This is a genomic window from Halomonas sp. B23F22_20, from assembly GCF_043496985.1.
Taxonomy (GTDB): Bacteria; Pseudomonadota; Gammaproteobacteria; order Pseudomonadales; family Halomonadaceae; genus Halomonas.
Genome location: NZ_JBIEKH010000010.1, coordinates 142,047 through 168,352, shown reverse-complemented (window position 1 = coordinate 168,352; position 26,306 = coordinate 142,047). Strand labels below are relative to the sequence as shown.

Annotated in this window: 25 protein-coding genes; 10 read left to right on the top strand and 15 right to left on the bottom strand. The window is 66.5% G+C overall.

Translation table 11 applies throughout. From position 1 onward, the window contains the following. The 11 genes from ACGTN6_RS10510 to ACGTN6_RS10460 form a co-directional block, all read right to left on the bottom strand. Window positions 1-181 (bottom strand): pyruvate kinase (locus ACGTN6_RS10510; protein ID WP_394591450.1); only part of this gene is annotated, 181 nt, incomplete at its 3' end. Next, window positions 178-1,503: a glycerate kinase type-2 family protein gene (locus ACGTN6_RS10505; RefSeq protein ID WP_394591448.1), complete on the bottom strand. Its 1,326-nt coding sequence runs from the start codon at window positions 1,501-1,503 to the stop codon at window positions 178-180. The genes ACGTN6_RS10510 and ACGTN6_RS10505, both read right to left, overlap by 4 nt. 182 nt (window positions 1,504-1,685) lie before the next feature. Continuing rightward, window positions 1,686-2,573 carry a 2-hydroxy-3-oxopropionate reductase gene (locus ACGTN6_RS10500; RefSeq protein WP_394591447.1) on the bottom strand — a complete coding sequence of 296 codons (888 nt, stop codon included), beginning with the start codon at window positions 2,571-2,573 and terminating at the stop codon, window positions 1,686-1,688. A gap of 99 nt (window positions 2,574-2,672) precedes the next feature. Next, window positions 2,673-3,449 carry a hydroxypyruvate isomerase gene (hyi, locus tag ACGTN6_RS10495; RefSeq protein WP_394591446.1) on the bottom strand — a complete coding sequence of 259 codons (777 nt, stop codon included), beginning with the start codon at window positions 3,447-3,449 and terminating at the stop codon, window positions 2,673-2,675. Window positions 3,450-3,540: 91 nt separating this feature from the next. Then, the gene (gcl, locus tag ACGTN6_RS10490) at window positions 3,541-5,319 is read right to left on the bottom strand and encodes a glyoxylate carboligase (RefSeq protein WP_394591445.1); all 1,779 of its coding nucleotides are present in this window, start codon (window positions 5,317-5,319) and stop codon (window positions 3,541-3,543) included. A gap of 250 nt (window positions 5,320-5,569) precedes the next feature. After that, window positions 5,570-6,334: a 2-keto-4-pentenoate hydratase gene (locus ACGTN6_RS10485; RefSeq protein WP_394591444.1), complete on the bottom strand. Its 765-nt coding sequence runs from the start codon at window positions 6,332-6,334 to the stop codon at window positions 5,570-5,572. A 2-nt stretch (window positions 6,335-6,336) separates the two neighbouring features. Beyond that, window positions 6,337-7,779, bottom strand: a complete 1,443-nt coding sequence (gene hydA, locus ACGTN6_RS10480; protein WP_394591443.1) for a dihydropyrimidinase — start codon at window positions 7,777-7,779, stop codon at window positions 6,337-6,339. Between the two features lie 40 nt (window positions 7,780-7,819). Further along, window positions 7,820-9,121, bottom strand: coding sequence for a TRAP transporter large permease (locus ACGTN6_RS10475; RefSeq protein WP_394591442.1), 1,302 nt, complete (start codon window positions 9,119-9,121; stop codon window positions 7,820-7,822). After that, window positions 9,118-9,732: a TRAP transporter small permease subunit gene (locus tag ACGTN6_RS10470; protein ID WP_394591441.1), complete on the bottom strand. Its 615-nt coding sequence runs from the start codon at window positions 9,730-9,732 to the stop codon at window positions 9,118-9,120. The genes ACGTN6_RS10475 and ACGTN6_RS10470 overlap by 4 nt, the downstream gene beginning before the upstream one ends. Window positions 9,733-9,783: 51 nt before the next feature. Beyond that, complete coding sequence (locus ACGTN6_RS10465; RefSeq protein ID WP_394591440.1) at window positions 9,784-10,836, bottom strand: TRAP transporter substrate-binding protein; 1,053 nt, start codon at window positions 10,834-10,836, stop codon at window positions 9,784-9,786. 54 nt (window positions 10,837-10,890) lie between these two features. Further along, window positions 10,891-11,628: a maleate cis-trans isomerase family protein gene (locus ACGTN6_RS10460; protein WP_394591439.1), complete on the bottom strand. Its 738-nt coding sequence runs from the start codon at window positions 11,626-11,628 to the stop codon at window positions 10,891-10,893. 125 nt (window positions 11,629-11,753) lie between these two features. Here ACGTN6_RS10460 and ACGTN6_RS10455 point away from each other — a divergent pair, with 125 nt between their 5' ends. The 7 genes from ACGTN6_RS10455 to ACGTN6_RS10425 all read left to right on the top strand — a co-directional run bounded on the left by ACGTN6_RS10455 (window position 11,754) and on the right by ACGTN6_RS10425 (window position 18,385). Further along, the gene (locus ACGTN6_RS10455) at window positions 11,754-12,473 is read left to right on the top strand and encodes a GntR family transcriptional regulator (protein ID WP_394591438.1); all 720 of its coding nucleotides are present in this window, start codon (window positions 11,754-11,756) and stop codon (window positions 12,471-12,473) included. Between the two features lie 142 nt (window positions 12,474-12,615). Then, window positions 12,616-13,614: a TRAP transporter substrate-binding protein gene (locus tag ACGTN6_RS10450; protein WP_394591437.1), complete on the top strand. Its 999-nt coding sequence runs from the start codon at window positions 12,616-12,618 to the stop codon at window positions 13,612-13,614. Further along, entirely contained in the window at window positions 13,611-14,168 is a 558-nt protein-coding gene (locus tag ACGTN6_RS10445) for a TRAP transporter small permease (RefSeq protein WP_394591436.1), read from the top strand. Before ACGTN6_RS10450 ends, ACGTN6_RS10445 begins: the two co-directional genes overlap by 4 nt. Then, complete coding sequence (locus ACGTN6_RS10440) at window positions 14,165-15,445, top strand: TRAP transporter large permease (protein ID WP_394591435.1); 1,281 nt, start codon at window positions 14,165-14,167, stop codon at window positions 15,443-15,445. The genes ACGTN6_RS10445 and ACGTN6_RS10440 overlap by 4 nt, the downstream gene beginning before the upstream one ends. 101 nt (window positions 15,446-15,546) lie before the next feature. Beyond that, window positions 15,547-16,311 (top strand): aspartate/glutamate racemase family protein, encoded by a 765-nt coding sequence (locus tag ACGTN6_RS10435; RefSeq protein ID WP_394591434.1) that lies wholly within the window; start codon window positions 15,547-15,549, stop codon window positions 16,309-16,311. Window positions 16,312-16,391: 80 nt separating this feature from the next. After that, window positions 16,392-17,567 (top strand): serine hydrolase domain-containing protein, encoded by a 1,176-nt coding sequence (locus tag ACGTN6_RS10430; RefSeq protein ID WP_394591432.1) that lies wholly within the window; start codon window positions 16,392-16,394, stop codon window positions 17,565-17,567. A gap of 110 nt (window positions 17,568-17,677) precedes the next feature. Next, complete coding sequence (locus tag ACGTN6_RS10425; RefSeq protein ID WP_394591431.1) at window positions 17,678-18,385, top strand: GntR family transcriptional regulator; 708 nt, start codon at window positions 17,678-17,680, stop codon at window positions 18,383-18,385. A 92-nt stretch (window positions 18,386-18,477) separates the two neighbouring features. Here the strand turns inward: ACGTN6_RS10425 and ACGTN6_RS10420 are convergent, their stop codons facing one another. Both ACGTN6_RS10420 and ACGTN6_RS10415 read right to left on the bottom strand, forming a co-directional pair. Then, window positions 18,478-19,314 carry a bifunctional allantoicase/(S)-ureidoglycine aminohydrolase gene (locus ACGTN6_RS10420; protein WP_394591430.1) on the bottom strand — a complete coding sequence of 279 codons (837 nt, stop codon included), beginning with the start codon at window positions 19,312-19,314 and terminating at the stop codon, window positions 18,478-18,480. Beyond that, window positions 19,311-19,844 (bottom strand): ureidoglycolate lyase, encoded by a 534-nt coding sequence (locus ACGTN6_RS10415; protein WP_394591429.1) that lies wholly within the window; start codon window positions 19,842-19,844, stop codon window positions 19,311-19,313. Before ACGTN6_RS10415 ends, ACGTN6_RS10420 begins: the two co-directional genes overlap by 4 nt. Window positions 19,845-20,272: 428 nt before the next feature. Between ACGTN6_RS10415 and ACGTN6_RS10410 the strand changes: the two genes are divergently transcribed. Beyond that, the gene (locus tag ACGTN6_RS10410; RefSeq protein WP_394591428.1) at window positions 20,273-21,721 is read left to right on the top strand and encodes a YfcC family protein; all 1,449 of its coding nucleotides are present in this window, start codon (window positions 20,273-20,275) and stop codon (window positions 21,719-21,721) included. A gap of 122 nt (window positions 21,722-21,843) precedes the next feature. Here ACGTN6_RS10410 and puuE read toward each other — a convergent pair whose 3' ends face one another. Further along, on the bottom strand, window positions 21,844-22,782 hold the full coding sequence (gene puuE / locus ACGTN6_RS10405; RefSeq protein ID WP_394591427.1) for an allantoinase PuuE: 939 nt from the start codon (window positions 22,780-22,782) through the stop codon (window positions 21,844-21,846). Window positions 22,783-22,967: 185 nt separating this feature from the next. Then, window positions 22,968-23,624: an aspartate/glutamate racemase family protein gene (locus ACGTN6_RS10400; RefSeq protein WP_394591426.1), complete on the bottom strand. Its 657-nt coding sequence runs from the start codon at window positions 23,622-23,624 to the stop codon at window positions 22,968-22,970. Between the two features lie 389 nt (window positions 23,625-24,013). Here ACGTN6_RS10400 and ACGTN6_RS10395 point away from each other — a divergent pair, with 389 nt between their 5' ends. Together ACGTN6_RS10395 and ACGTN6_RS10390 are read left to right on the top strand one after the other, a co-directional pair. Continuing rightward, on the top strand, window positions 24,014-24,760 hold the full coding sequence (locus tag ACGTN6_RS10395) for an aspartate/glutamate racemase family protein (RefSeq protein ID WP_394591424.1): 747 nt from the start codon (window positions 24,014-24,016) through the stop codon (window positions 24,758-24,760). Between the two features lie 88 nt (window positions 24,761-24,848). Next, window positions 24,849-26,225, top strand: coding sequence for an NCS1 family transporter (locus tag ACGTN6_RS10390; RefSeq protein WP_394591422.1), 1,377 nt, complete (start codon window positions 24,849-24,851; stop codon window positions 26,223-26,225). Window positions 26,226-26,306 lie beyond the last annotated feature (81 nt).

Sequence of the window (26,306 nt, the reverse complement as noted above, 5' to 3'; positions counted from 1 at the left end):
CGGCCAGCCGGCGGCGGTGGTCGTCCGCCGAGCCGTGGGAGAAGTTGAGGCGCACCACGTCGACGCCGGCGGCGATCATCGCCTCCAGCACGCCCTCCCGGTCGCTGGCGGGGCCCAGGGTGGCGACAATCTTGGTGCGGCGAACCGGCTCGTGGATCGGGGCATGGGGCGGCAGTGTCATGAGCTCCTCGGCAGTACCAGGATGGCACGAAAGTCGTTGACGTTGGTGCGCGTCGGCCCGGTCACGATCAGGTCGTCGAGCGCTTCGAAGAAAGTATAAGCGTCATTGCGTGACAGATAGGCGTCCGGGTCAAGGCCCAACGCCTGCATGCGTGCCCAGCAGCCAGGATCGAAGATCGCGCCGGCGTTGTCCTCGGAACCGTCGATGCCGTCGGTGTCGATAGCCAGAGCGTGGATGCCCTCGGCCCCCTGGAGGGTCGAAAACAGTCCCAGCAAATACTCGACGTTGCGTCCACCGCGTCCGTCGCCGCGGACCGTCACGCTGGTCTCGCCGCCGGACAGGATCACCAGCGGCCGCGTCAGGCCGTCCTGGGCGGAGAGCGCCATGCGCCCCTGGGCCCGGCCAAGCTCGCGGGCTTCGCCTTCCAGATCGTCGCCCAGCAGCCGCACCTCGACACCCTCGTCTTCGGCAGACTCGCGGGCCGCGGCCAGGGCGTCGCAGGCGCGGGCCAGGATCTCGCTCTCGTCCCGGGCGAAGCCGGGGTCGGCGGGGCGCGGCGCCTCGGTATTGGCCTCGAGCTGGTGACGCACCGCGTCGGAGATCTCGATGTCGTAGCGTTTGAGGATCGCCAGTGCCTCGGCCGGGGTGCTGGCATCGGGCAATGTCGGGCCGGAGGCGATCAGCGAGGCCTCGTCGCCGGGCACGTCGGAGATCAGCCAGGTCAGCACCCGGGCCGGGTGGGCGGCGGCGGCCAGGCGTCCGCCCTTGATCGCCGACAGGTGGCGGCGCACGGTGTTGATCTCGCGGATCGGCGCACCGCTTCTCAGCAGCGCCTTGTTGATGGCCTGCTTCTTGGCCAGCGGGATGCCCGGCGCCGGCAGCGTCATCAGCGCCGAACCGCCACCGGAGATCAGCGCGATGACCAGGTCGTCCTCGCCGAGGTCCTCGACGGCCTCGAGCATGCGACGAGCGGCCTTCTCGCTCAGGTCGTCGGGCATCGGGTGCGAGGCCTCGAGGACCTCGATATGGCGACACTCGGCACCCTGACCTTGAGGACCATGGCCGTAGCGGGTCACCACCAGGCCGGACAGCGGCGCCTCGGGATGGCGCGCCTGCCAGGCGCGCTCCAGGGCGGCCGCCATGGCGGCCGCCGCCTTCCCGGCCCCTACCACCAGGGTGCGGCCGGCCGGGGGATCGGGCAGCCGGTCGGGCAACAGCGTGTCGGGATGCACGGCCGAGACCGCGGTCTCGCCGAGCCGCTTCAGCCAGGCACGCGCCGCCTCGGGCCGCTCGCGGGAAAGCAGGGGGGAAAGGGCATTCATTCGGGGGTCTCCTTAACAAAAGGGCCCGGTGACGAGCCTGGGGTCTACAGGGGAAGACTCAACACCGGGCAAAGGACCGTCAAGCGACGGTCCAGGTAGACGACGACCCGACGCCTACCATCAGGGAGCAGTCACCTCCCCTGTCCCCCGCCGACCGTCGCCCGACGGCCGGCGGGACGGACTCAGCGGCTGCCGATCTCGTGATCGGCGAGCTGTTCCAGGGCACGGGCGATGCCGGCGTGGTCCCAATCGGCGCCGCCGTGGGCGACGCAGGCCTGGAACAGCTGCTGGGCATTGGCGGTACCGGGCAGCGCGACGTTGAGGCTGCGCGCGCCCTCCAATGCCAGGTTGAGGTCCTTCTGATGCAGCTTGATCTTGAAGCCGGGATCGAAGGTGCGGTTGATCATACGCTCGCCGTGGACGTCGAGGATCTTCGACTGGGCCAGGCCGCCGAGCAGCGACTCGCGAACCTTGGCCACGTCGGCGCCGGCCTTGGAGGCGAACAGCAGCCCCTCGGAGACCGCCTCGATGGTCAGGGCGACGACGATCTGGTTGGCCACCTTACAGGTCTGGCCGGCACCCTGGTCACCGATGTGGGTGATGGTCTTGCCCATGATCTCGAGCAGCGGCTTGGCGCGCTCGAAGCCTTCCGGGGTGGCGCCGACCATGATGGTCAGGGCGGCATTGATGGCACCGCCCTCGCCGCCGGAGACCGGGGCGTCGACGTACTCGCCGCCGGCGTCCTGGATGCGCTTGGCGAACTCCTGGGTGGCCAGCGGGGCGATCGAACTCATGTCGATCACCAGGGTGCCGGGCTTGAGGCCCTCGATGACGCCGCCCTCGCCGAACAGCACCTCTTCGACGTCAGGGGTGTCAGGGACGATGGTGATGATCACTTCGGAGGCCTCGGCGACCGCCTTGGGATTATCGAGTTCCTGCATACCCTTGGAGGCCAGGGTCTCGTCCAGGGTGCCACGCTTGACGGTGGTCAGTTCGTGGCCGGCGTCCATCAGGTGACCCGCCATGGGACGGCCCATGATGCCCAGGCCAATAAAACCGATCTTGCTCATGATGATTCTCCTGTCACTTGCGTGATGCGTCGCATCGTCTCTTGATCTTTCCAGGTGCGAAACGCGTTACGGGCTCGAGATACCGAGCACAGTCGCGTTTCAGCGAACGCTATCCAGCCAGCCAAGACCTTCCTGGGTCGACCCGGCCGGCTTGTACTCGCAGCCGATCCAGCCCTGGTAGCCCAGGCGATCGAGGTGGCCGAACAGGAAGGGATAGTTGATCTCGCCGGTGCCCGGCTCGTGGCGCCCCGGGTTGTCGGCCAGCTGGACGTGGGCGATGCGATCGAGGTGCTTCTCGATGGTCGGCGCCAGGTCCCCTTCCATGATCTGCATGTGATAGATGTCGTACTGCAGCTTCAGGTTGTCGCTGCCCACCTCGTCGAAGATCGCCAGCGCCTGAGCGGTGCGATTGAGGAAGAAGCCCGGAATGTCGCGGGTGTTGATCGGCTCGGCGATCAACAGGATGCCCGCGGCCTTGAGCTTCTCGGCGGCGAAACGCAGGTTGTCGACCAGCGTCTTGCGAGCCTCGTCGTCGCTCACGCCCTGCGGCTGGATGCCGGCCAGGCAGTTGACCTGGGTGTTGCCGAGCACCTTGGCGTACTCGATGGCGCGATCGACGCCGGCGCGGAACTCCTCGACGCGGTCCGGATGGCAGGCGATGCCGCGCTCGCCGGCGCCCCAGTCGCCGGCCGGCAGGTTGAACAGTACCTGGGTCAGGTCATTGTCATCGAGGCGCTGGCGGATCTCGGCGGCCTCGAAATCGTAGGGGAAGAGATATTCCACGCCCTTGAAACCGGCCTTGGCGGCGGCCTCGAAGCGGTCGAGGAAATCGACCTCGGTGAACAGCATGCTGAGATTGGCGGCAAACTTGGCCATGTGAATCTCCCTGTGTCTTCTCGTGTATGTCAGCGTACTTCTCGAGCCGCCCGGCCGCCGGTCCCCACCGGTGGCCGGGCGACGACCATGCTCAGCGCAGGGCGGCGATGGAGCTCGGCGCGTCTGCCTCGTTCTCGGCCAGCGCCTCGAACTCGTTGACAGTGCTCAAATCCTTGCCGCTCATCGAGATGTTGGTGACTCGCTCGAGAATCACCTCCACCACGACCGGCACCTTGTGCTGATCCTTGAGCTGCTTGGCCTGCTCCAGCGCCGGGGCGATTTCCTCGGGGTCGGTAACGCGGATCGCCTTGCACCCCAGGCCCTCGACCACGGACACGTGGTCCACGCCGTAGCCGTTGATCTCCGGGCAGTTGATGTTCTCGAACGACAGCTGCACCTGATAGTCCATGTCGAAGCCTCGCTGGGCCTGACGGATCAGCCCCAGGTAGGAGTTGTTCACCAGCACGTGGATGTAGGGCAGGTTGAACTGCGCGCCCACCGCCAGCTCTTCGATCATGAACTGGAAGTCATAGTCGCCGGAAAGCGCCACGATGTCCGCCTCCGGATCGGCGCGACGCACGCCGAGCGCGGCCGGAATGGTCCAGCCCAGCGGACCCGCCTGGCCGCAGTTGATCCAGTGGCGCGGCTTGTAGACGTGCAGGAACTGGGCGCCGGCGATCTGCGACAGGCCGATGGCCGTCACGTAGCGGGTGTTCTTGCCGAACGCCTTGTTCATTTCCTGATAGACGCGCTGGGGCTTGACCGGCGTTTCCTTGAAATCGGTCTTGCGCAGCATGGTGCGCTTGCGCTCCTGGCACTCCTCGGCCCACTGGCTGCGATCCTTCAGCTTGCCCTCGGCCTTCCACTCCTTGGCCACTTCGACGAACAGCTCCAGGGCCGCCTTGGCATCGGACACGATGCCGAGGTCCGGGCCGAAGATGCGGCCGATCTGGAACGGCTCGATGTCGACGTGAACGAACTTGCGGCCTTCGGTGTAGGTGGCCAGATCGCCGGTGTGGCGGTTGGCCCAGCGGTTGCCGATCCCCATCACGAAGTCGGCTTCGAGCATGGTGGCATTACCGTAGCGGTGCGAGGTCTGCAGCCCCACCATGCCGGCCATCAGCTTGTGATCGTCGGGAATGGTGCCCCAGCCCATCAGCGTCGGGATGACCGGCACGCCGGTGATCTCGGCAAACTCGGTGAGCAGGTCGCTGGCATCGGCGTTGATGATGCCGCCCCCGGCCACCAGCAGCGGCTTGTCGGCCTCGTCGAGCATGCCCAGCGCCTTCTCGACCTGGGCACGGGTCGCGGCCGGCTTGTAGCCCGGCAGCGGCTCATAGGTGTCCGGATCGAACTCGATCTCGGTCATCTGGACGTCGATCGGCAGGTCGAGCAGCACCGGGCCCGGACGCGAACTACGCATGATCTGGAAGGCTTGCTGGAAGGCACGCGGCACCTGGGCCGGCTCGCGCACGGTGATGGCCCACTTGGTGACCGGGCCGGCGATGGCCTGGATGTCGACTGCCTGGAAGTCTTCCTTGTGCAGCTTGCTGGCCGGCGCCTGGCCGGTGATGCACAGGATCGGGATGGAGTCAGCAGAAGCGGAGTACAGACCGGTGATCATGTCGGTGCCGGCCGGCCCCGAGGTGCCGATGCACACGCCGATGTTGCCCGGCTGGGTGCGGGTGTAGCCCTCGGCCATGTGCGAGGCGCCTTCGACATGGCGTGCCAGGACGTGATCCACGCCCCCGACCTTGCGCATGGCGGCATAGAAGGGGTTGATAGCGGCGCCGGGCAGGCCGAAGGCAACATCAACGCCTTCCTTCCGGAGCACGTGAACGGCAGCTTCCGCGGCAGTCATACGAGCCATGACGAATCCTCCAGTGACGGGTTCTATTTTTTGGAAAATATTTCTGTATACAGAGACTAGACCCGTACCGAGAGCGTCGTCAACACTTTTTGGAAAACATTTCCAACCTTATATCTTCAAAAAAATACCCAAGCCATATCAGTAGCTTGGGATATTGGAAAATTTATCCACAAATTCAATGATCGCGACGCCAGACGCCATACCTCCGAAGGGGTAGGCACCGGCCCGGGCGAGCCGCGCTCGTATACCCTCAGGGGGTGAGGCGCAGGCTCGCTTCGCCGATACCGGCGAAGACCAGCCGGGCCCGCTGGCCGGCGAGCATCTCCACCACCCCGTCGAAGGTCCCCGTGGTGATCACCTCGCCGGCGGCGAATCCCTCGCCGTCCCGGGCGATGCGAGCATTGACCGCTTCCACCAGCAGCGCGGCCGGATCGCCGCCGGGATGGCCACCCCGGCCGGCCAGGGCCTCCCGGCCGTCGAGGGTCAGCCGGTACTCGGCATCAACCATCTGGTCGAGCGCCCCGGGCGCGATGCCACTGCCGAGCACGAAGCCGCCATGGCTCAGGCCGTCCGCCAGTTGCCACAGGGGCGGTACCTCGGGCCAAGCGTCGAAACGACTGTCGACCAGCTCGATGGCGGCATGCAGGCCATCGACCCGGGTGGCGATCTCGGCCAGGGTGTAGGGCGCCTCGCGGGCCGGGATGTCCTCGCCGAGCACCACGGCGAGCTCCGGCTCGAGGAACACCACATAGTGGTTGCGGCGCCGAACGCTCCCGGGCGAGGCCTGGTTGCGCTCGGCGAACAGCCGGGAATAGCGCGGCGTCTCGCCGCGCACGATGCCGCCCAGCTTCCAGCCGGCATGGGTGCCCAGGGTCGCGGAGACCCGCTCTTGGATGGCGTAGGCGTCGGCCTCCTCGGCCAGTGGAATTTCGCGGGGCACCGGAATCGCTCGCCCCTCGCGGTGGGCGGCGATCAGGCGCTCGGCGCCGGCACTGATGATCTCGTCGCGTGTCATGCTCAGAACCCCTTGGCCGCGCCGCGCGGCCGCGCCGGCTGTGGCCTGTCGCACTTCAGGAACTGCCCATGGCCCGGCTCGGCAACGGGCCGGCCGTCCCGCGAGACCATCTCTCCCCGACACAGGGTCAGCACCGGCTTGCCGGTGAGCTCCAGCCCCTCGTAGGGGGTGTAGTCCACGGCATGGTGCAGGTCGGCGTTGCGTACCGTGGTGCGGGCGGCGGGATCCCACAGGGTCAGGTCGGCGTCGCTGCCGATGGCGATGGTGCCCTTGCGCGGATAGAGGCCGTAGATCTTGGCCGGCTGGGTGGCGGTCAGCGACACGAAGCGGGTGGCATCGATGCGCTGCTTGACCACCCCCTCGGAGAAAAGGATCGACAGCCGCGTCTCCAGCCCAGGGATGCCGTTGGGAATGTGCGCGAAACCGGCGGACTCGCCGTGCAGCTTCTTGCCCTTGGGATCCTCGTAGCGGAAAGGCGCATGATCCGAGGAGAACACCTGGAAGACGCCGCTCTCCAGGGCCTCCCAGACCGCCTCCTGGGCAGCGGGATCCCGTGGCGGCGGGCTGCAAACGCACTTGGCCCCCTCGAACCCCTCCTGATCCAGGTCGGAGGCGGTCAGCATCAGGTACTGGGGACAGGTCTCGCCGTAGACCCGCAGGCCGCGGCTCTGGGCCCAGCGGATCTGCTCGATGGCCTCGGGGCCGGAGACGTGCACGATCAGCAGCGGCACGTCGATCAGCTCGGCCAGCGAGATCGCCCGATGCGTGGCCTCCCGCTCGGCGATGCTCGAATGCGCCACCCCGTGATAGTAGGGCGCGGTCCTGCCCTGCTCCTCGAGCAGCTCGGTGAGGTAAGCGATGCAGTCGGCGTTCTCGGCGTGCACCATCACCATGCCGCCCTCGCGGCGGGCCATGGCCAGCACGTTGAGCACCTCGCGGTCGTTGAGCTTGAGGTCGTCGTAGGTCAGGTAGATCTTGAACGAGCTGTAGCCCTCCTCGATCAGCGCTGGCAGCTCCTCCTTGAGCACCGTCTCGGTGGGGTCGGTGACGATCATGTGGAAGGCATAGTCGACGACGGCCTGGCCCTCGCTGCGCCGATGGTAGTCCTCCACCGCGGCGCGCAGGCTCTGGCCCTTCTGCTGGGCGGCGAAGGGAATCACCGTGGTGGTGCCGCCACAGGCCGCCGAGCGTGTGCCGCTCTCGAAACCATCGGCCATCACCGCGCCGTCGCCGAGCGGCTGGTCCAGGTGGCAATGGGCGTCGACGCCGCCGGGCATCACCCACAGCCCCTCGGCGTCGATGACCTCCCCGGCCTCGCCCGGTTCCTGGATCAGTTCCTGGCCCAGGGCGACGATGCGCCCGTCCTTGATGCCAATGTCGGCGGTGTAGCGGTCGGCCGCGGTGATCAGCTGGCCGTTGGTGATCAGGGTGTCGAAGCGTGACATGTCGTGTGCCTCGTCGTGAGTGTCGGAAGGGAAAAGGGGCTTAGCTCATGGCGTTGGGCAGCCATAGCACCAGCCCGGGCCAGAGCGTGATCAGCAGTACGAAGAGCAGCATGATGACGAGGAACGGCAGGCTGCCGAGCATGACGTCGCCGATCGAGCCTCGCCCGCGCACGCCCTGGACCACGTAGAGGTTCATGCCGATGGGCGGGGTGATCAGCGAGATCTCCATCATGATCACCAGGAAGATGCCAAACCACACCGGGTCGAAGCCGAACTGCACCACCATGGGCACCACGATGGGCACGGTGGCAATCATCATCGACAGGGTCTCGAGGAAGCAGCCCAGCACCAGATAGAAGACCACCAGCGCCAGGATCAGCTCCAGCGGCGACAGCCCCAGGTCGGCGACCCACTGGGTCAGGGTATGGGGAATGCCGAGGATGCCGACGATGTAGTTGAGGAAGAAGGCCGCCACGATGATCAGCATGATCATTGCCGTGGTGCGGGCCATCGACAGGAAGCACTCATGCAGCATGGCAAGCGTCAGCTTGCGGTTGATCGCAGCAAGCACCAGGGCGGCGACCACGCCCAGGGCGGCGGCCTCGGTGGGGGTCGCCCAGCCGCTGTAGATGCTGCCGATGACGATGGCAAAGACGAAGGCCGGTGGCAGCAGGTCCACCAGGGAAGCGAGCCGCTCGCGCCACGAGGCCAGGGGCTCGGCCTCGCCGGCCACCCCCGGGCGCAGCAGGCTGAAGGCCATGATCGCCAGCATGAAGGCCCCCGCCAGCGCCAGCCCGGGCAGTATGCCGGCGATGAACAGCTTGCCGATGGAGGTGTTGGTGATCGCGCCGTAGATGATCATGTTGATGCTCGGCGGGATCAGGATGCCCAGCGTCGCCCCGGCGGCCAGGGTGCCCAGCGCCAGGCGCTCGCTGTAGCCACGCTCGGCGAAGGCCGGCAGTGCCACGGTTCCAATGGTGGCGGCGGTGGCCACCGAGGAACCGGACATGGCGGCGAACACCGAGGAGGCGCCGATGTTGGTGTGCAGCAGCCCCCCGGGCATGCGGTTGAGCCACACCGACAGGGCACTGTACATGCGTTCGGTGATGCCGCTGCGCAGCAGCAGCTCGCCCAACAGGATGAACAGCGGGATGGCGGTGAGGATGAAGTCGTTCAGGGTCCCCCACAGGGTATCGCCGAAGGAGAACAGCAGCGGCGTACCCAGGTACATCAGGGTGCCCAGCGCGGCCACCGTGAAGATGGCCACCGCCACGTGGATGCCGGCCGCCATCATGCCCAGCATGACGAGAAAGCCGATCAGGACCTCGATTGCACCGATCATGTCGACGCCTCCCCTTGCACGTTATGGGTCGTGTCTCCGACGTAGTCCTGCCGGGCCTCGTCCAGCTCGTCCCGGGCGCTGCGCGGGCCGTAGTCTCGGTTGAGCGCACGGAATCGACCGGTCACGAGCTGCCCCAAGGCATGCAGGGCCAACAGGCAGGTGAACAGGGCGAAGACGCCGAGCCCCAGGATCCACAGGGTCTGGGGAATCCACAGCGGGGTCTGCAGCGGGGTGCTGGCGAGGCTGCCGAACTCCAGCGTCTCGTGCAGCGTGGCCAGCGCCCTCCACAGCATGAACAGTGAGAAGCTCGCCAGCATCGCCATGGCCAGGGCGTTGAGAGGCGCCTGCAGGGCCTTCGGCAGGCGGGTCATCAGCACGTCGACCCGGGTATGGGCGCGGTGCAGCAGGGCATAGGCGAAGCTGAAGGCGACGCCGATCGCCAGCACGTAGCCGCCGATCTCATCGACGCCCTGCAGCGAGAAGTTGAACAGCTTGCGGGCGATCACCTCAAAGGTGATCAGCAGCGACAGGCCCAGCGCGCCGTAGCCGGCGGCCACGGCGGCGCCGTGAGCCAGCCCACGGGCGAGCCAGTAGAGACTCCGTAATACCATCGGGCACCTCCAGAGCGCCCCGGCCGCGGCCGGGGCGCGGTTTGACGACGCTTACTGGATGCTCAGGCCAGTGGCCTCGCCGACGGTGGCGTTCCAGTCCCGGGCGCAGCCGTCGTACTGCTGGCTGCAGGTCTCGGCCCACACCGGCAACACCGCCTCGCGGGTGATCGACTCGACCAGCTCACGGGAGTCCGGGTCGATGTCCACCAGGTCCATGTCGTAGGCCTCGTGGCCGGTGCAGCTGTCCTGACCGGTGTTGCAGGCGATGGCGTCGTCGTTGACGTCATAGGCCAGCTCCCACATCTGGTCCTCCAGCCGGGCGAAGGCCTCGGTGAGCTCGCGCTGCTGGGCCTCGCTGAAGCCGTTCCAGGTGTCCAGGTTCATGAAGTGCCCCTGCACCGAGTAGGCCAGCGGCAGCGGCACGAAGGTGTCGGTAACCTCTGGCCACTTGCCGTTGTTGCCAGCCGAGGGCGCGGTCACGCCACAGTCGGCCACGCCGCGTTGCAGGGCCAGGTAGACCTCGCTGAACTGCAGGGTCACCGGGGTCGCCCCGAGCCCCTGGACCAGGCGCGACATGGACGGCGTGAAGACCCGCACCTTCTTGCCCTCCAGGTCCTCGACGCCCTCGATGTCGCCATTGCAGAACATCATCTGCGGACCAAAGGGCCAGAGCGTCATCAGCTTGGCGTTGAAGCGCTCCTGCAGGCGGGCATCGAACTTATTGCGTACCGCGTCCACCGCCTCGCGCTGAGCATCGAGCCCCGAGGCGACGCCGGCCAGGTCGATGCCCTCGAAGAAGGGCTCGTCCCGGGAGGCCATGCCGATCTGTACCGACATCACGTCGAAGGCGCCGGAACGGATCAGGCGCAGGGCGTCGGCCGCCTCGACGCCGATGGCGTCCATGGGGTTATAGACGACCGCCAGGTCGTCCCGAGCGTCGAGCTCGCTGAAGAAGGGGCGCTCCACCTCCTCCACATGCAGCTTGTTGCCGGAGAAGTTGCCGACGGTGCGCAGCATGGTCTCGGCCTGGGCCAGCCCGCCGATCAGCAGGCCGGCGGCCAGGGTCCCGCCGAGGGCGGCGATCTTGGGCGTCATGGTTGGCATCGGGTCACCTCTTGATTGGGATTGTTGATGGTGGTCTTGCCTGAGTATCCAGCCTCACGCCGCCAGGCGCGGGTCCTGGAAGAGCCGTCCCCAGCCCGCGATCCGGCCGGGATCGACGCCGGCCAGGGCGAGGGTCTTCCACACCGTCACGCTGACCGAGTCGTAGATGGGGATGCCGAGCTCCCGCTCCAGCTCGGGCACGATGCCCGCGCCGCGCAGGTTGGTGCACAGGATGGTGATGGCCTCCGGCTCGGCCTTGGCGACCTCGCGGACCATGCCGGCCAGGGTCGCCTCGTCGTATTCGGAGAAAGAGAAGTTGCCGCGATCGTTCAGGTGGCGCTCGGCGACCACCTCGATGCCCTCGGCCCGATAGTTGTCGACGATCGCCGCCTGGATGTCGTCCAGATAGGGCGTCACCAGGCCTAGCCGGGTCACGTCGGTACGCGCCAGCGCCTCGTTGAGCGCCAGTACGCTGGTGGTGGCCGGCACCCCGGTGGCATCCAGGATGGCCGCACACAGCCGGCGATCGCTCTCGAAGCCCAGCCAGCTCGCGGAGGTACCGTTCCAGGCGATGACATCCATCCGGGCATCGTTGAGCAGGCGGGCGGCTTCGAGCAGCGGGGCCGGGTCGAACTGCGCGAGTGCCGCCTCGTTCAGGGAGATCTCCTTGACCGTGAAGCGCTGGAAATGCACCGAGACAGACGGCGACAGGTCGTGCAGCAGGGCAGCCGTGCAAGGCTCCAGCACGGTGTTGGAGGACGGCGTGAGCATGCCGATGAGGGTGCGATCCATGGGCGTAATCCTTGTTTTTATCGTATTCTGCATTTTGAATTCAAAATACACGAACCTCAGCGTTGCACAAGCGAGAGATTTTGCAAGTACACTTTTCCCTCGCCGCACCGCCCTCAGGAGATTCCATGGATCACACCGCCCTGCACGACGAGCCCGCCGCGCCCCACACCACCGCCCCGCGGCTGAGGCGTATGTCGCTCTATGAGGTGGTCGCCGAGCGCCTGCGCGACATGGTGTTGGAGGGCGAACTTGCGCCGGGCAGCCGGATCTCGGAAAAGCGACTCTGCGAGAGCTTCGAGGTCTCGCGCACGCCGCTGCGCGAGGCGCTCAAGGTGCTGGCCAACGAGGGGCTGGTGGAGCTGCTACCCAATCGTGGGGCCAAGGTGACCGAGGTGGACCCGCAAGCGGTGGCCGACCTGTTCGAGGTCATGACGGAACTGGAGGGACTCTCGGGGCGCCTGCTGGCCGAACGGGCCGACGACACGGCGATCGCCGAGATTCGCGCGCTGCACGAGCAGATGCTCGACCATTACCGACGCCAGGAGCGCCAGGACTACTTCGCCCTCAACCAGCACCTGCACCGTCGCTTGACCGAGATCGCTGACAACGGCGTGCTGCTCGAGCTGGAAACCTCACTGACGGTGAAGGTCACCCGGGCCCGTTACGCGGCCAACCTGCAGCTGGGACGCTGGGAGGAGTCGGCCCGGGAGCACGCCGAGATCCTGGCGGCCCTGGAGGCCCGCGATGCCGAGACCCTGTCGCGCACCATGCGGGACCACATGCGACGCACCGGCGAGGCGGTGCTCCAGGGGCTGGGAGCGGCGGAGTCATTGGAAAAACAATAATCGCCAAATTATTGTTTTAAATACAAAAAATAAAATATTGTATTCTGTATTTTGTATTTTCCAATAACCTGACCTATGGTTTTCCTTGAGTCGTCACCGCGCTGCGGCGCGACCATTCCGTCCACCCGCGAAGGAAAACCGCATGACAACAACAACGCGTACCCCCCGTATGACCACCGCCCTGCTGCTCGCCCTGGGCCTCGGCAGTCCGCTGATGGCCCACGCCGAGTCCCTGCGCTTCGGCGGCAACTTCACCGATGACCACTCCAGCAGCCGCGCCATGGAGATCTTCCAGGAGCAGTTGGCCGAGCGCACCAACGGCGAGCTGACCGCCCAGCTGTTCCCCAACATGCAGCTGGGTGGCGCCGGCGAGAACGTCGACCAGGTCGCCTCCGGCGCCATCATGGGTACCTGGATCGGCGTCTCCTATCTGTCGCGCACCGTGCCCGAACTGGAGGCCCTGAGCCTGCCCTTCGCCTTCGACAGCCGCGAGGACGCCTTCGCGTTGATCGACGGCGAGGTCGGCGAGCTGCTCGACGAGAAGCTCGCCGAGGCCGGTTTCACCGCCCTGGGCTACATGGAGCTGGGCTTCCGTCACGTCACCAACGGCGTGCGGCCCCTCGACACCATCGAGGACTTCCAGGATCTCAAGATCCGCCTGCAACCCAACCAGACGCACCTGGACACCTTCCGCGCGATCGGCGCCAACCCGGTCTCCATGGACATCAACGAAGTCTACGGGGCCCTTCAGCAGGGGGTTCTGGACGGCCAGGAGAATCCCTACAGCATCATCAGCACCAAGCGTCTCGACGAGGTGCAGAGTCACCTCTCCGACACCGGCCACTTCTATGACTACATCGTGGTGGTCGCCAACCGCGACAAGTTCGAGTCGCTGAGCGACGAGCAGCAACAGGCCGTGCAGGCCGCCATGGACGAGGCCGTGGCCTGGCAGCGCCATACCGCCGCCGAGGAGGACACGGCCGCCCGCGAGACCCTGATCGAGCGCGGCATGGAGTTCACTCCGATCAGCGACGAGACCCGCAGCGCCCTGCGCGAGGCCAGCCAGGGCGTGGTCGATGACCTGCGCGACAAGATCGGCGCGGACATCGTCGACCGGGTGCTCGGGGAGCTCGAGTCATGACACCCGCCTGGCACCGGCTGGAGGCATACGCCTCCACCCCCTTCAAGCGCCACTTCCTGCATGGCCTGGCGTTGCTCGACCGCACTTCCTACTACGCCATCCTGGTAGCCATGGCCCTGATGACCCTGCTGGTCTCGGCCCAGGTGTTCGCCCGCTATGTGCTCGGCACCTCCATCGACTCCGCCGACGAGCTGTCGCGCCTGTTCTTCGTCTGGGCGATCTTCCTGGCCATCCCCCACGGCATCAAAGTGGGCATCCACGTCGGTATCGACGCCCTGGTCAGCCTGCTGCCGCAGGCCTTACAGGAGCGACTGGCCCAACTGATGGCGCTGATCGGCGCCGTGTTCATGGCGGCGCTGTGCTGGATCAGCCTCGGCGCCGTGGCCGACAAGTGGCAGGAGCTGATGCCGACCCTGCCGGTCACCGCCGCCGTCTTCTACATCGCCGTGCTGATCTGTGCCGGGCATGGATGCCTGCACCTGATCGCCCAGGCCTGTCGACTGGAGCCGCTGCCCAGCGCGCCTCCCGGCCGGCAAGGAGGGAACGACTCATGACCCCCGCCATCATCTTCACCTTCCTGGGCTTCGCCCTACTGCGAATGCCGCTGGCCTTCGCCCTGGGGCTGGCCTCACTGATCGGCCTCTACGTCGGAGGCATGGACTTCGCCGTGCTGCCCCAGCGCATGATGCACTCGGTCAACAGCTTTCCGCTGATGGCCATCCCGCTGTTCATGCTGGCCGGCGAGCTGATGGTCGCCGCCGGCATCCTCCAGCGCCTGGTGGATTTCGCCAACTCGCTGATTGGACGCGTCCACGGCGGCCTGGCCCACGTCGCCATCGTCGCCGGCATGGTGCTGGCGGCGGTCAGCGGCGCCGCCGTGGCCAGCGCCAGCGCCCTGGGCAGCTCGCTGGTACCGTCCATGCGTCAGCAGTACGACACCGGCTACAGCAGCGCCGTGGTCGCCTCGGCCGCCAACCTGGGCGCCATCATCCCACCCAGCAACGCCATGATCGTCTATGCCCTGATGGCCGGCTCCTCGGTCTCGGTGGGCGGACTGTTCATGGCCGGCGTGGTGCCAGGCATCATCCTGGCCGTGGGCTTCATGGGCCTGGCCAGTTTCATCGCCATGCGTCGCCGCTACCCGCTGGCCGGCGGCGAGATCGGTCTCAAGCACGTGCTGGTGCAGACCTGGCGCGCCCTGCCGATCCTGCTGATGCCCATCGTCGTGGTCGGCGGCATCGTCACCGGGGCCTTCACGCCCACCGAGGGGGCCGCCATCGCCGTGATCTACGCGCTGCTGATCGGCTTCTTCGTGACCCGCCAGCTACGCCTGGCGGACCTGCCCCGGGCGATGTTCAACGCCGCGGTGACCGCGGCCATGGTCGGCGCGCTGATCGCCTTCGCCTCGACCATGACCTTCGCCTTCACCATCGACCTGATCCCGATGCGGCTCACCGACTGGATCCAGGGGGTCACCGCCGATCCACTGATGTTCCTGCTGCTGGTGATGGCGCTGCTGATCGGGGTGGGCATGTTCATCGAGTCCAACGCCGCCTACATCATGCTGGTGCCGCTACTGGCGCCGATCGCCCTGGCCTATGGCATCGACCCGCTGCTGTTCGGCTTCCTGTTCGTGATGAACCTGGTGGTGGGCATGATGACCCCGCCGGTGGGCGTACTGCTGTTCGTGATGTGCGGCATCTCCAAGATCAGCCTCAACGAGCTGATGAAGAGCGCCTGGCCGTTCATCGCCTTCCAGTACGCGGTGCTGATCGCCTGCATCGCCTTCCCTGGCATCGTCACCTGGCTGCCCCGCGCCCTGGGCTACTGACCCGCAAGAAAGACATGACACGCGTCCCCCGCCACGACGGCGGGGTCGGCCCCCTGCGGCCCGAACGACGACGATAACAAGGAACGACAAGAGAACACGCCATGAAACTCCTCGTCATCAATCCCAACATCTCCACCGACGTGACCCGCCTGATCGAGGCCGAGGCACGGCGCAGCGCTCGCCCCGGAACCGCGCTGACCATGGCCACCGCCCCCTTCGGCGTGGCCTACATCGAGACCCGGGCCGAGGCCCAGATCGGCGGCTATGCCGCCATGCAGGTCGCCGCCGAGGCCCATGAGGGCCACGACGCCGTCGTGGTCGCGGCCTTCGGCGACCCGGGTCTCACCGCCCTGCGCGAGATCCTGCCGATACCGGTAGTGGGCATGACCGAGTCCGCCCTGGTCAGCGCCTGCCAACAGGGCAGCCGCTTCTCGGTCATCGCCATTTCCCAGCGCATCCAGGCCTGGTATCGGGAGACCATCGCCGCCTATGGCCTCGTCGACCGTCTGGCCAGCATCCGCGCCCTGGACGAACCGCTGGCCCACATCGGACACGTCCAGGAGGACCAGGGCGATCGCCTGGTGGCGCTGGCCGAGCGGGCGGTGGCCGAGGACGGCGCCGACGTGCTGATCCTGGCCGGCGCCCCACTGGCGGGGCTCGCCCGCACGGTGGCCCACCGACTGCCGGTGCCGGCCCTGGACGGTGTGACCTGCGCCCTTCACCAGGCCCAGGCGATGGTCGACCTGGATCCCGCCGTCGCCCGCGGCGGCAGTTTCGCCGTGCCTCCCACCAAGGACTGCCGGGGCCTGCCCGAGGCCCTGTCACGGCTGGTCGGCCGCCAGCCGCTCGCCACCCAGGGTGCTTGAGGCCGCCGGCCCGCCGCCCGCGGCGGGCCGTGCCCGGTCGACCTCCATCGAGACGCTTCACCGTGAGGATAATAATGACAATGCTGATTCCGACCGACCTGCCCCGCCGTTTCCTGGCTCCCTGGCTGCTGGGCGCCGCCCTGAGCGCCGGCGCCGCCCAGGCCTCCGATCTGCCCGTCGCCACACCGGCCGACCATGGCATCGACCCCGGGCACCTCACGGCGCTCTCGGCCTGGCTGCGCGAGGACGGCCTGGATGTGCGCAGCCTGCTGGTAATCAAGGACGGCGAGCTGGTCTTCGAGCGCTATACCGATGGCCTGACCCGCAACCACAACTACGAGCTCTATTCGGTGACCAAGACCGTCACAGCGCTGCTTGCCGGCATGCTCATCGAGGACGGCAAGATAACGCTGGACGAAGACATCGCCTCGGTGATCAGCGACTACCGGCCGGATCTCGCCGAGCGGGTCGCCGACATGGACGACATCGAGCTGCGCCATGTGCTGTCGATGTCGTCTGGCCTGGCCTATGACTTCGCCCCCGAGGGCGATCCCATCTACTACGGAGCCGACGATCGCCTGGACCTGATCGCCGATACGCCCACCCGGTTCGCACCCGGCAGCGACTTCGAGTACACCGACGTCAACCCGGTATTCGCCGCCGCCATGCTCGACGCCGCAAGCGACGTGCCGCTGCCCGAATATGCCGCCGAGCGGCTATTCGAGCCCATGGGCATGGAGCACTACGCCTGGCAGCGCGCCGACGACCGTGGTCTGGTGTCCGCCGGCTGGGGGCTGAGGCTGCGCCCGGTGGACCTGGCCAAGCTCGGCATGCTGCTGATCAACGACGGCCAGTGGCAAGGCGAGCAGCTGGTGCCCGCCGACTGGATCGCCCGGATGACCACCCCGCAGGCAGTGCGCGACTTCGGCTACTACCTTTGGCGCCAGCATATCGTCGACACCGAGATGAGCTATGACATGATGGGCTTCAAGGGACAGTTTGTCACCGCCCTGCCCGAGCATGACACCGTGGTGGTGATGACCGGCATGCTGCCCATCGATGGCGGGCTGCGTCACGCCAAGAACGTGCGACTCTTCCGCGATATCGTCAACGACTACGTGCTCCCGGCACTAGACGCCGAGACGGCGGAGGCCGAGGTCGCGCAGGAGGCCCTGGAGGCGGAGCTCGCCGCCAGCCTGGCCAGCCACCCCGAGCCCGGCGTCTTCGTCGATCCCACCGACGAGCCCCAGCGCTGAACGGGGCCGGCCGCCGGGGGCTGCCCGGCGGCTTCTCGGCTCCTGGCCGGGCACCGTATACTGAACACATTCCGGCCCTCGCGACCCCTAGACCCAAGGAGGCCATGCCCATGACCACGGACACCGAGGCATCCGTCGCCGACGATACAGGCGGCGCCACCGCCGGTCGGCGGCGCATCCAGACTACTTCGCTGGCCCAGGAGGCCTATCGCATCCTGCAGCGGATGATCGTGCACGGAGAGCTGGCCCCGGGCGAACGGATCGTCGAGCCGACGCTGTGCGACCAGCTCGGCATCTCGCGCACCCCCCTGCGCGAGGCCCTGCGCATGCTGGCCAGCGAAGGCCTGGTGGCCACCCGGCGCAACCGCAACGCCGTGGTCACCCTGATCGATCCTCAGGAGCTCGAGCACCTCTTCGAGGTCGAGGCCGGCATCGAGAGCCTGGCCGTGGGCCTGGCCGCCGAGCGCATGACCAATACCGAGCTCAAGCAACTGGAGTCCCTCCAGGAGCGTCTGGAGAAACTCCATGCGAAGGGCGACCGCGACGCCTACTTCGAGCTCAACCAGCGCATCCACGCCCTGCTGGTGGCCGGCGCCAAGAATCCGGTGCTCGAGGAGACCCACCGCCGCCTGCTCGGCCGCCTGGAGCGCGCCCGCTATCTGGCGCTGGACCGCATCGGCCGCTGGCAGGAGTCCACCGACGAGCACCGCGCCATCCTCGAGGCGCTGAAGGCCCGGAACGGCGAACGGGCCCGGCGCCTGCTCGCCGACCATGTCCAGCACACCGGCGACTCCATCACCGATATCAACCGCGGCTGACGCCGAGCGCCCTTCGCCCTCCCCCGAAACGACGACACCCGCCGAGGGGCGGGTGTCGTCATACCGTTGCGTGCCGGGGCCGATCGCAGCGATCAGCGACGCTTGCTGTAGGGCAGCGCCATATGCCGGTTCACGTCCTTGTAGAGCAGGTAGCGGAACGGGCCGGGGCCGCCCGCGTAGCAAGCCTGCGGGCAGAAAGCGCGCAGCCACATGTAGTCGCCGGCCTCGACTTCCACCCACTGCTGGTTGAGGTGGTAGACCGCCTTGCCCTCGAGCACATAGAGGCCGTGCTCCATGACGTGGGTCTCGTCGAAGGGGATCACCCCGCCGGGCTCGAAGGTGACGATGGTCACGTGCATGTCGTGGCGCAGGTCGTCCTGGTCGACGAAGCGGGTGGTGGCCCACACCTCATTGCAGTCCGGCATCACCGACGGGGCGATGTCGTTTTCGTTGACCACGAAGGGCTCGGGCACCTCGATGCCGTCGACGTACTCGTAGGCCTTGCGGATCCAGTGGAAGCGCACCGGGGCGTCGGCCTCGTTGCGCAGCTGCCAGTCGCATCCCGGCGGCAGGAAGGCATAGCCACCTGGCACCATGCGATGCTTCTCGCCGGCGATGGTCAGCACCATCTCGCCCTCCACCACGAACAGCACGCCCTCGGCGCCCGGATCGCTCTCGGGACGCTCGCTGCCGCCGCCGGGAGAGACCTCCATGATGTACTGGGAGAAGGTCTCGGCGAAGCCTGACAGCGGACGCGACAGCACCCACAGGCGGGTGTTCTCCCAATGGGGCAGCTTGCTGGTGACGATGTCGCGGTACACGCCCTTGGGGATGACGGCGAAGGCCTCTGTGAACATGGCGCGGTCGGTGGTCATCACTTTCTGACCCGGATGACCGCCCTGGGGAGCGTAGTACTGACGCTGACTCATGAGGTTTCCTCTTGTTCGCTGGTAGACGCGACGGCCTCGCCCTGGGGCAGGGTCACGCGGATGTCGATCGGATGCTCGTCGCAGTTATTGCCCTCGCCGCCACGGTCGACGACCAGGAACTCGCCCTCGCGCTCAAGCACCGACTGGATGGCGTGCCAGGTGCCGGCGCGGTAGTTGACGCCTTGGCGGCCGTCGGTGACGAAGGCCCGCACCTCGGCGGGATCGATGGCCTCGCCCGGCGGCGCCACCACGACGATGAAGCGCTCTTCGTGCATCGGCACGAAGGCCTGACTGCCCTGGGGATGGCGTTCCAGAAACGTCAGCTCCAGCGGTACCGTGACGGGCTGGCTGACGAAGATGCTGATCAGCGCCCGGGCCTGGTCGCCGAGGGTCTCGACCTTGGCCAGGTCGTGGTAGCGGCGGGTGCGCCCGGCATTGATATGAAAGTAGTCGGACGTGCGGGTATCGATCACGTCGCCGAAGGGCGCGAAGGCCTCCGGCGTCAGGGGACGGGCCTCGAGTTCGAGCATGCAACCTCCTGTCGGGGAGAGCGGGCGGCCCTCCCGGGAATGGTGAGACGGTCAAGACGGCCTGCCCAGGCACCGAGGCCTCGACGTATCACGGCGCATCCCGGCGGTCAGGCATTGACCTGCCGGCTATCCGGTACCATCATCTTAACCGCCGAAACTCAAATTTCAATAACGGCCAGCTAGTGAAAAAACAGTTGTGGAAATTTTTTCCACGATAGGCTTCACTCACTATGGCTCGTCTACGCAGCGGAGAGGCTGCGTAGCCAGCGATACCACCACACCCGAAAGAGGATGCGGCGAATCGAGAAAGGCTTGATGAGTGAAACGCGAATTTCGTGATATCACTCGATACTCTCTCGACGTATCAGGTCCGACGACCGTGACGTCGAGGCGGTTCGGCGCAGACCAACAACAACCCGAGGTCCCGTATGTCTCAACAACCTCAGTCCGGTGAAACGACGTCCCACGTCCACAAACACAAGGGCGCGTTTCAGATTCCCCACATCTATGTGATCCTGTTCGTGTTCATCGCGCTGGCGTCGATCGCGACCTACTTCGTGCCGGCCGGCGTCTACGAGCGCATCCCTGGCCCCAACGGGCGCATTACCATCGACCCCGAATCGTTCCAGTTCGTCGAATCGACCCCGGTGGGTCTGGTCGACTTCATGCTGGCGATTCCCAACGGCCTGATGAGTGCCGGCCAAGTGGTGTTCTTCACCTTCATGATCGGCGGCATGTTCATGGTGCTGCATCGCACGGGCATCATCGAGATCGGCGTCGACAAGCTGAGCCGACGCTTCGCCAACCGCAGCCTGCTGCTGATTCCGGTGCTGATGACCGTGTTTGCCGTCATCGCTACCATCATCGGCACCCAGGAACTGGCGCTGGTCTACGTGCCGGTGATCCTGCCGCTGATGATCGCGCTGCGTTTCGATTCGGTGACCGCCGCCGCCGTGGCACTGTGCGCGACCACCGCGGGCTTCACCACCGGCATTCTCAATCCCATCAACACCGGGCTCGGCCAGCAGCTGTCCAACCTGCCGCTGTATTCCGGCTTCGGCCTGCGGGCGCTGGCGTTCGCCGCGGTACTGGGCGCCGGGATCTTCTTCGTGATGCGCTACGCGCGGAAGATTCGCCGCAACCCCGAGCTCAGCCTGATGGCCGACGACGCCACCGAGGCCGAGAAGCGCATTCACTTCCAGCATGCCACCGACGAGGGTGCGCTGATCGCCAATACCCGCCAGAAGTGGGCGGCGCTCGCCACCTTCGGCTTCCTTGCCCTGCTGGTCTACGGCGTGCTGACCCAGGGCTGGTTCATGATGGAGATGGCCGGCCTGTTCATCGTCATGGGCATCGTCGTCGGCCTGATCGCCGGGCTGTCCACCGAGGACATCTGCGAGGGCTTCAACAAGGGCTTCCGCGACGTGCTGGTCGGCGCCATGATCGCTGGCGTGGCACGCGGCGTCGCCGTGGTGCTCGAGGACGGCCAGATCATGGACACCCTGGTCTACGGCCTGGGCAACCTGGTCGGCGAACTGCCCACCCTCCTGTCGGCCATCGGCATGTACTTCGCCCAGCTCGGCTTCAACTTCGTGGTGCCGTCCGGCAGCGGCCAGGCCCTGGTCACCATGCCCATCATGAGCCCGCTGGCCGACCTGATCGGCGTCACTCGCCAGACAGCAGTGCTCGCCTACCAGCTCGGAGACGGCATCGGCAATATCCTCTACCCGACCTCCGGCTATTTCATGGCGACGCTGGCCATCGCCGGGGTGCCCTGGCAGAAGTGGGTCAAGTTCTTCCTGCCGCTGTTCGGCACCTGGGTACTGATCTCGCTGGGCTTCCTGGCCTTCGCCCAGGCCACCCAGTGGGTCGGCTGACACCCTCCCTCCACGACTGACGTCCCACGCCGGGCGCCGTGCCCGCTGTCCGAGATGCCCTCGGACGGCAGGCACGGCGCCCGGCTTTTCATGGGTCGTCGGAAACGCCATGAGGGCAAGCCTCAGCCCTGCGATGCGGGGTGATGCTCGGCCCAGTGCCGGGCGATGTCCAGCCGCCGGGTCACCCAGACGCGATCGTGAGCCTCGATATGATCGAGGAATCGCTGCAGGGCGCGGAAGCGGCCGGGGCGCCCCAGCAGACGACAGTGCATGCCCACCGAGAGCATCTTCGGGGTGTCCTCACCTTCCGCGTACAGCACGTCGAAGGCATCGCGCAGGTAGGTGAAGAAGTGGTCCGCGGTGTTGAATCCCTGGGGCGCGGCGAAGCGCATGTCGTTGCTGTCCAGGGTATAGGGCACTACCAGGTGGCTGTGCTCGCGGCCCTGGCTGTCCGCCTCGCGAGTCCAGAACGGCAGATCGTCGCCGTAGTAGTCGCTGTCGTAGAGGAAACTGCCCTCGTCGAGCACCAGGCGCCGGGTGTTGGGGCTGTCGCGCCCGGTGTACCAGCCCAGCGGCTTCTCGCCGTAGAGCGACTGGAAGATCTCGATCGCGCGGCGCATGTGCTCGCGCTCGACGCTCTCGGGCACGTTCTGGTAGTGGATCCAGCGATATCCGTGACAGGCGATCTCGTGGCCCAACTCCTTGAAGGCCTGAGCCACTTCGGGGTTGCGCTCCAGCGCCATGGCCACGCCGAACACGGTCAGCGGCAGGCCGCGGCGCTCGAACTCACGCAGGATGCGCCACACGCCGGCCCGCGAGCCATACTCGTAGATCGACTCCATGCTCAGGTGGCGGTCGGGGTAGGCGTCGGCGCCGATGATCTCGGACAGGAACTGCTCGGAGCCGTCGTCTCCGTGCAGCACGCAGTTCTCGCCGCCTTCCTCGTAGTTGAGCACGAACTGAACGGCAATGCGCGCCTTGCCGGGCCACTTGGCCTCGGGCGGCGTGCGGCCGTAGCCGATCAGGTCGCGCGGATAGTCGCGTCGTGTCGTTGAGGTCATGGCGAAGCCTCCCGGTCTTGTGATGATCCGTTGTTTTGGGTCGGCTCGGGGCGAGGGCTCGCGATCCTGAGCGACACTTACTGTATACAATAAAATTCTAGAATGTACTCACTTATCTTGCAAGCGACGCTCCAGTCGCCGAGCAGGGGCCTCGACGGCTCCAGCGGCCCGGTTACCGGCCGCGTTCAGGCCGTCAGCGACATCAGCGCCCGAGCCTGGGCCAGGGCCGCATCCAGCGAGTCCACCAGCCGGCAGCCCGGCGGCGCCTCGAGCTCCGCGGCCAGCCCGGCCAAAGCGGCACCGCCGACGATGATGACGTCCGGTGCCAGCGTCGCCGCCTGTTCACGAACCGCCGCCGCGGTGCGCTCCCGGGCCTCGTCACGCTGTGCGGGCAGTGCGAGATCGTCGATGATCACCGGCGTGATCCCCAGGCATTGGCGGCCGACGCCCAGGTCGTGGAGCACATCCTCGATCATTCGTGGCCAGCGTCGCCCTGGGGTGATGATCGAGAAGCGCGCCCCCAGCTGCAGGGCACTCAATACCGAGGCCTCGAGCATGCCGACCACCGGCACCGGGCTGAGCTCCCGCGCGGCCGCCAGGCCGGGCTCGCCGAAGCAGGCCAGCAGCACGGCCTGCTGTATCGCGAGATCCTGTGACTCGAGGCTCGCCACCAGTGCACCCGCGGCCAGGGCACAATCCCGTCGCGAGGCGATATAGGGCACACCCTGAGCGGCCGTCTCGGCCCGCACTTCGACCTGCTCGCCGTAGAAGGCTGCGGCGCGCCTTGCCATCCAGTCGGTCATGGCGACGTTGGTGTTGCCGTTGAGCATCAACAGGCGCATGGCGGCTCCTCCACTGGGATACGGCATTCAGCCTCCCTCTTTGTATACAAAAAATCAATCCCTCTCGCATCCCTCGGCTTGCACACGCCTTGCCGGCCGATGCGACGGCCCGAGGACCGGGTCGTGGAAGGAAAACAAGGGTAAGACCCAAAATGTATACATTCTATCGACTCAAAGAACACCATTTAAAAACAAGTGATTTGCAATTTTTCATGTATACATAAAAAGACGACATGAAATTATTCTTAGACATTTCGCAAGTTATTGTTAATAAAAAGAAAGCATGATCCCTTCGACGGCCACGGGTCGCTTGATTTTTCGACTTCGTCGCGACTACTTTGTGTACAAAGACATTTTCTTTTGTCCACAAAAACAATCCTGGAGCTTCCATGCAGATTCGCGTCATCAACCCCAACACCACTCGCGGCATGACCGACACCATCGCCACCGCCGCCCAGGGGATCGCCGCGCCCGGCACTCGGATCAGTGCCACCCAGCCAGCCCATGGCCCGGTCTCCATCGAGAGCCACTTCGACGAGGCGATCAGCGCCGTGGGCGTGCTCGAGGAAGTGCGGGCCGGCGAGCGCGAGGGGGTGGATGCCTACATCATCGCCTGCTTCGGCGACCCCGGCCTGCTGGCCGCGCGGGAGCTGACCCGAGCCCCGGTGATCGGCATCGCCGAGGCCGCCTTCCACATGGCGACGTTGATCAGCACCCGCTTCTCGGTGGTCACCACACTGGGCCGCACAGGCATCATCGCCGAGCACCTGCTGGACCAGTACGGTTTCCACCACCACTGCCGCCGAGTCCGCGCCGCGGAAATTCCGGTACTCGACCTGGAGGACGACGGCGAGGCCGCCCTGGCACGCATCATCGACGAGGGCCGCCGGGCCCGGGACGAGGACGGCATCGGCGCCATCGTGCTGGGCTGCGGCGGTATGGCCGATCTCACCGACGAGATCGCCACGGCGGTGGGCCTGCCGGTGGTCGAAGGCGTGACCGCCGCGGTCAAGCTCGCCGAGGCCCTGGTCGGCCTGGGGCTGGGCACCAGCAAGCACGGCGACCTGGCCTTTCCCCGTCCCAAGCCCTTCATCGGCCGCTACGCGCACTTCTCGGAGGACGCCAACCTGAGCTGACGGACGCTCGCTCCTCGAATCCCGCACCCCGCGCGTCCGCGGGAGAACGACAACCACAATCACTGCACCCGTTTGCGAGGACCCCATCATGACCCTCTCGACTTCCCGCCCCGCCACGGGCGACGATAGCCACGTGAACCCTGCCGCCTCCCACGACACCAAGGCCGCCGGCCACGAGTCGCTGGCGCCTCAGAAGACCCGCATCATGGGCCGCACCTCCTACCTGCTGGCCTGGTTCGGCGGCTGCGTGTCGATCGGCACCTTCACCATGGGCTCCAGCGTGGTCGGCACCCTGAACCTGCTGCAGGCCACGCTGGCGATCGCCATCGGCTGCTTCGTGATCGGCATCGCTCTGGCGCTGAACGGGGCCGCCGGCTACAAGTACGGCATTCCCTTCATGGTCCAGGCGCGCAGTGCCTTCGGCTTTTCCGGCACCCGTCTGCCGGGTCTGGTACGCGCCGTGCCGGCGATCGTCTGGTACGGCTTCCAGAGCTGGATCGGCGCCGGCGCCCTGAACATGGTCTCGTCGACGCTGTTCGGCTTCGACAACCTGATCTTCTTCTTCATCACTTTCCAGCTGCTGCAGATCGCCCTGTCGGTACTGGGCTTCCAGGGCATCAAGTGGCTGGAGAACATCGGCAGCGCCTTCATCCTGTGTTCGCTGGTGTACATGTTCTACAGCACGGTGCAGCGCTACGGCGACGAGCTCTCGGCCAGCATGCTGACCATGGACGGCTCCTGGGGCCTGCCCTTCTGGGGCGCCACCATGCTGTTCCTGGGCATCTACAGCACCATGATGCTCAACGTCAGCGACTATTCCCGCGAGCACAAGGAGGGCAGCGGCCCGGGGCTGCTGACCACCCTCTACGCCATGTCGATCCTGCCCTGCACCCTGTTCATGGGCCTAATCGGCTACATGGTGTCCGAGGCCACCGGCGTCGCCGACCCGATCAAGGTGTTTTCCAATGCGGTGGACAACACGCCGCTGCTGATGACCACCCTGCTGTTCATCGCCTTCGCCCAGGTCACCACCAACGTGCTCAACAACGTGGTGCCGCCGACCTACGTGCTGATGGACGCCTTCAAGCTGAAGTTCCGCACCGCCACGGTGATCGTCGGCCTGCTGGCCTTCGCCACCTTCCCCTGGGAGCTGGTCAAGGACGAGTCCGCCGCCGGCCTGCAACTGTTCGTGCAGACCTACTCTGCCTTCCTCGGTCCGATCTTCGCCATCCTGGTGGTCGACTACTACCTGATTCGCCGCCGCACCCTGGACCTCGGCAAGCTGTATGACGCCGAAGGCCCCTATCGCGGCGTCAACCCGGCGGCATTGATCGCCACCGCCGCGGGGGCCGTGGTCGCCCTGAGCTTCGCTTCGGTCTCCTGGTACGCCAGCCTGCTGCCAGCCGGCCTGACCTACCTGCTGCTGATGAAGACCTGGGGCCCCTGCCAGCGCTTCCGCGACTGACGCCCCGCCCGCAAGCCATACGGCCCTCCCCCGGCGGGGAGGGCCGACTATCATCACAACAAGACACCAAGGACGCTGCCA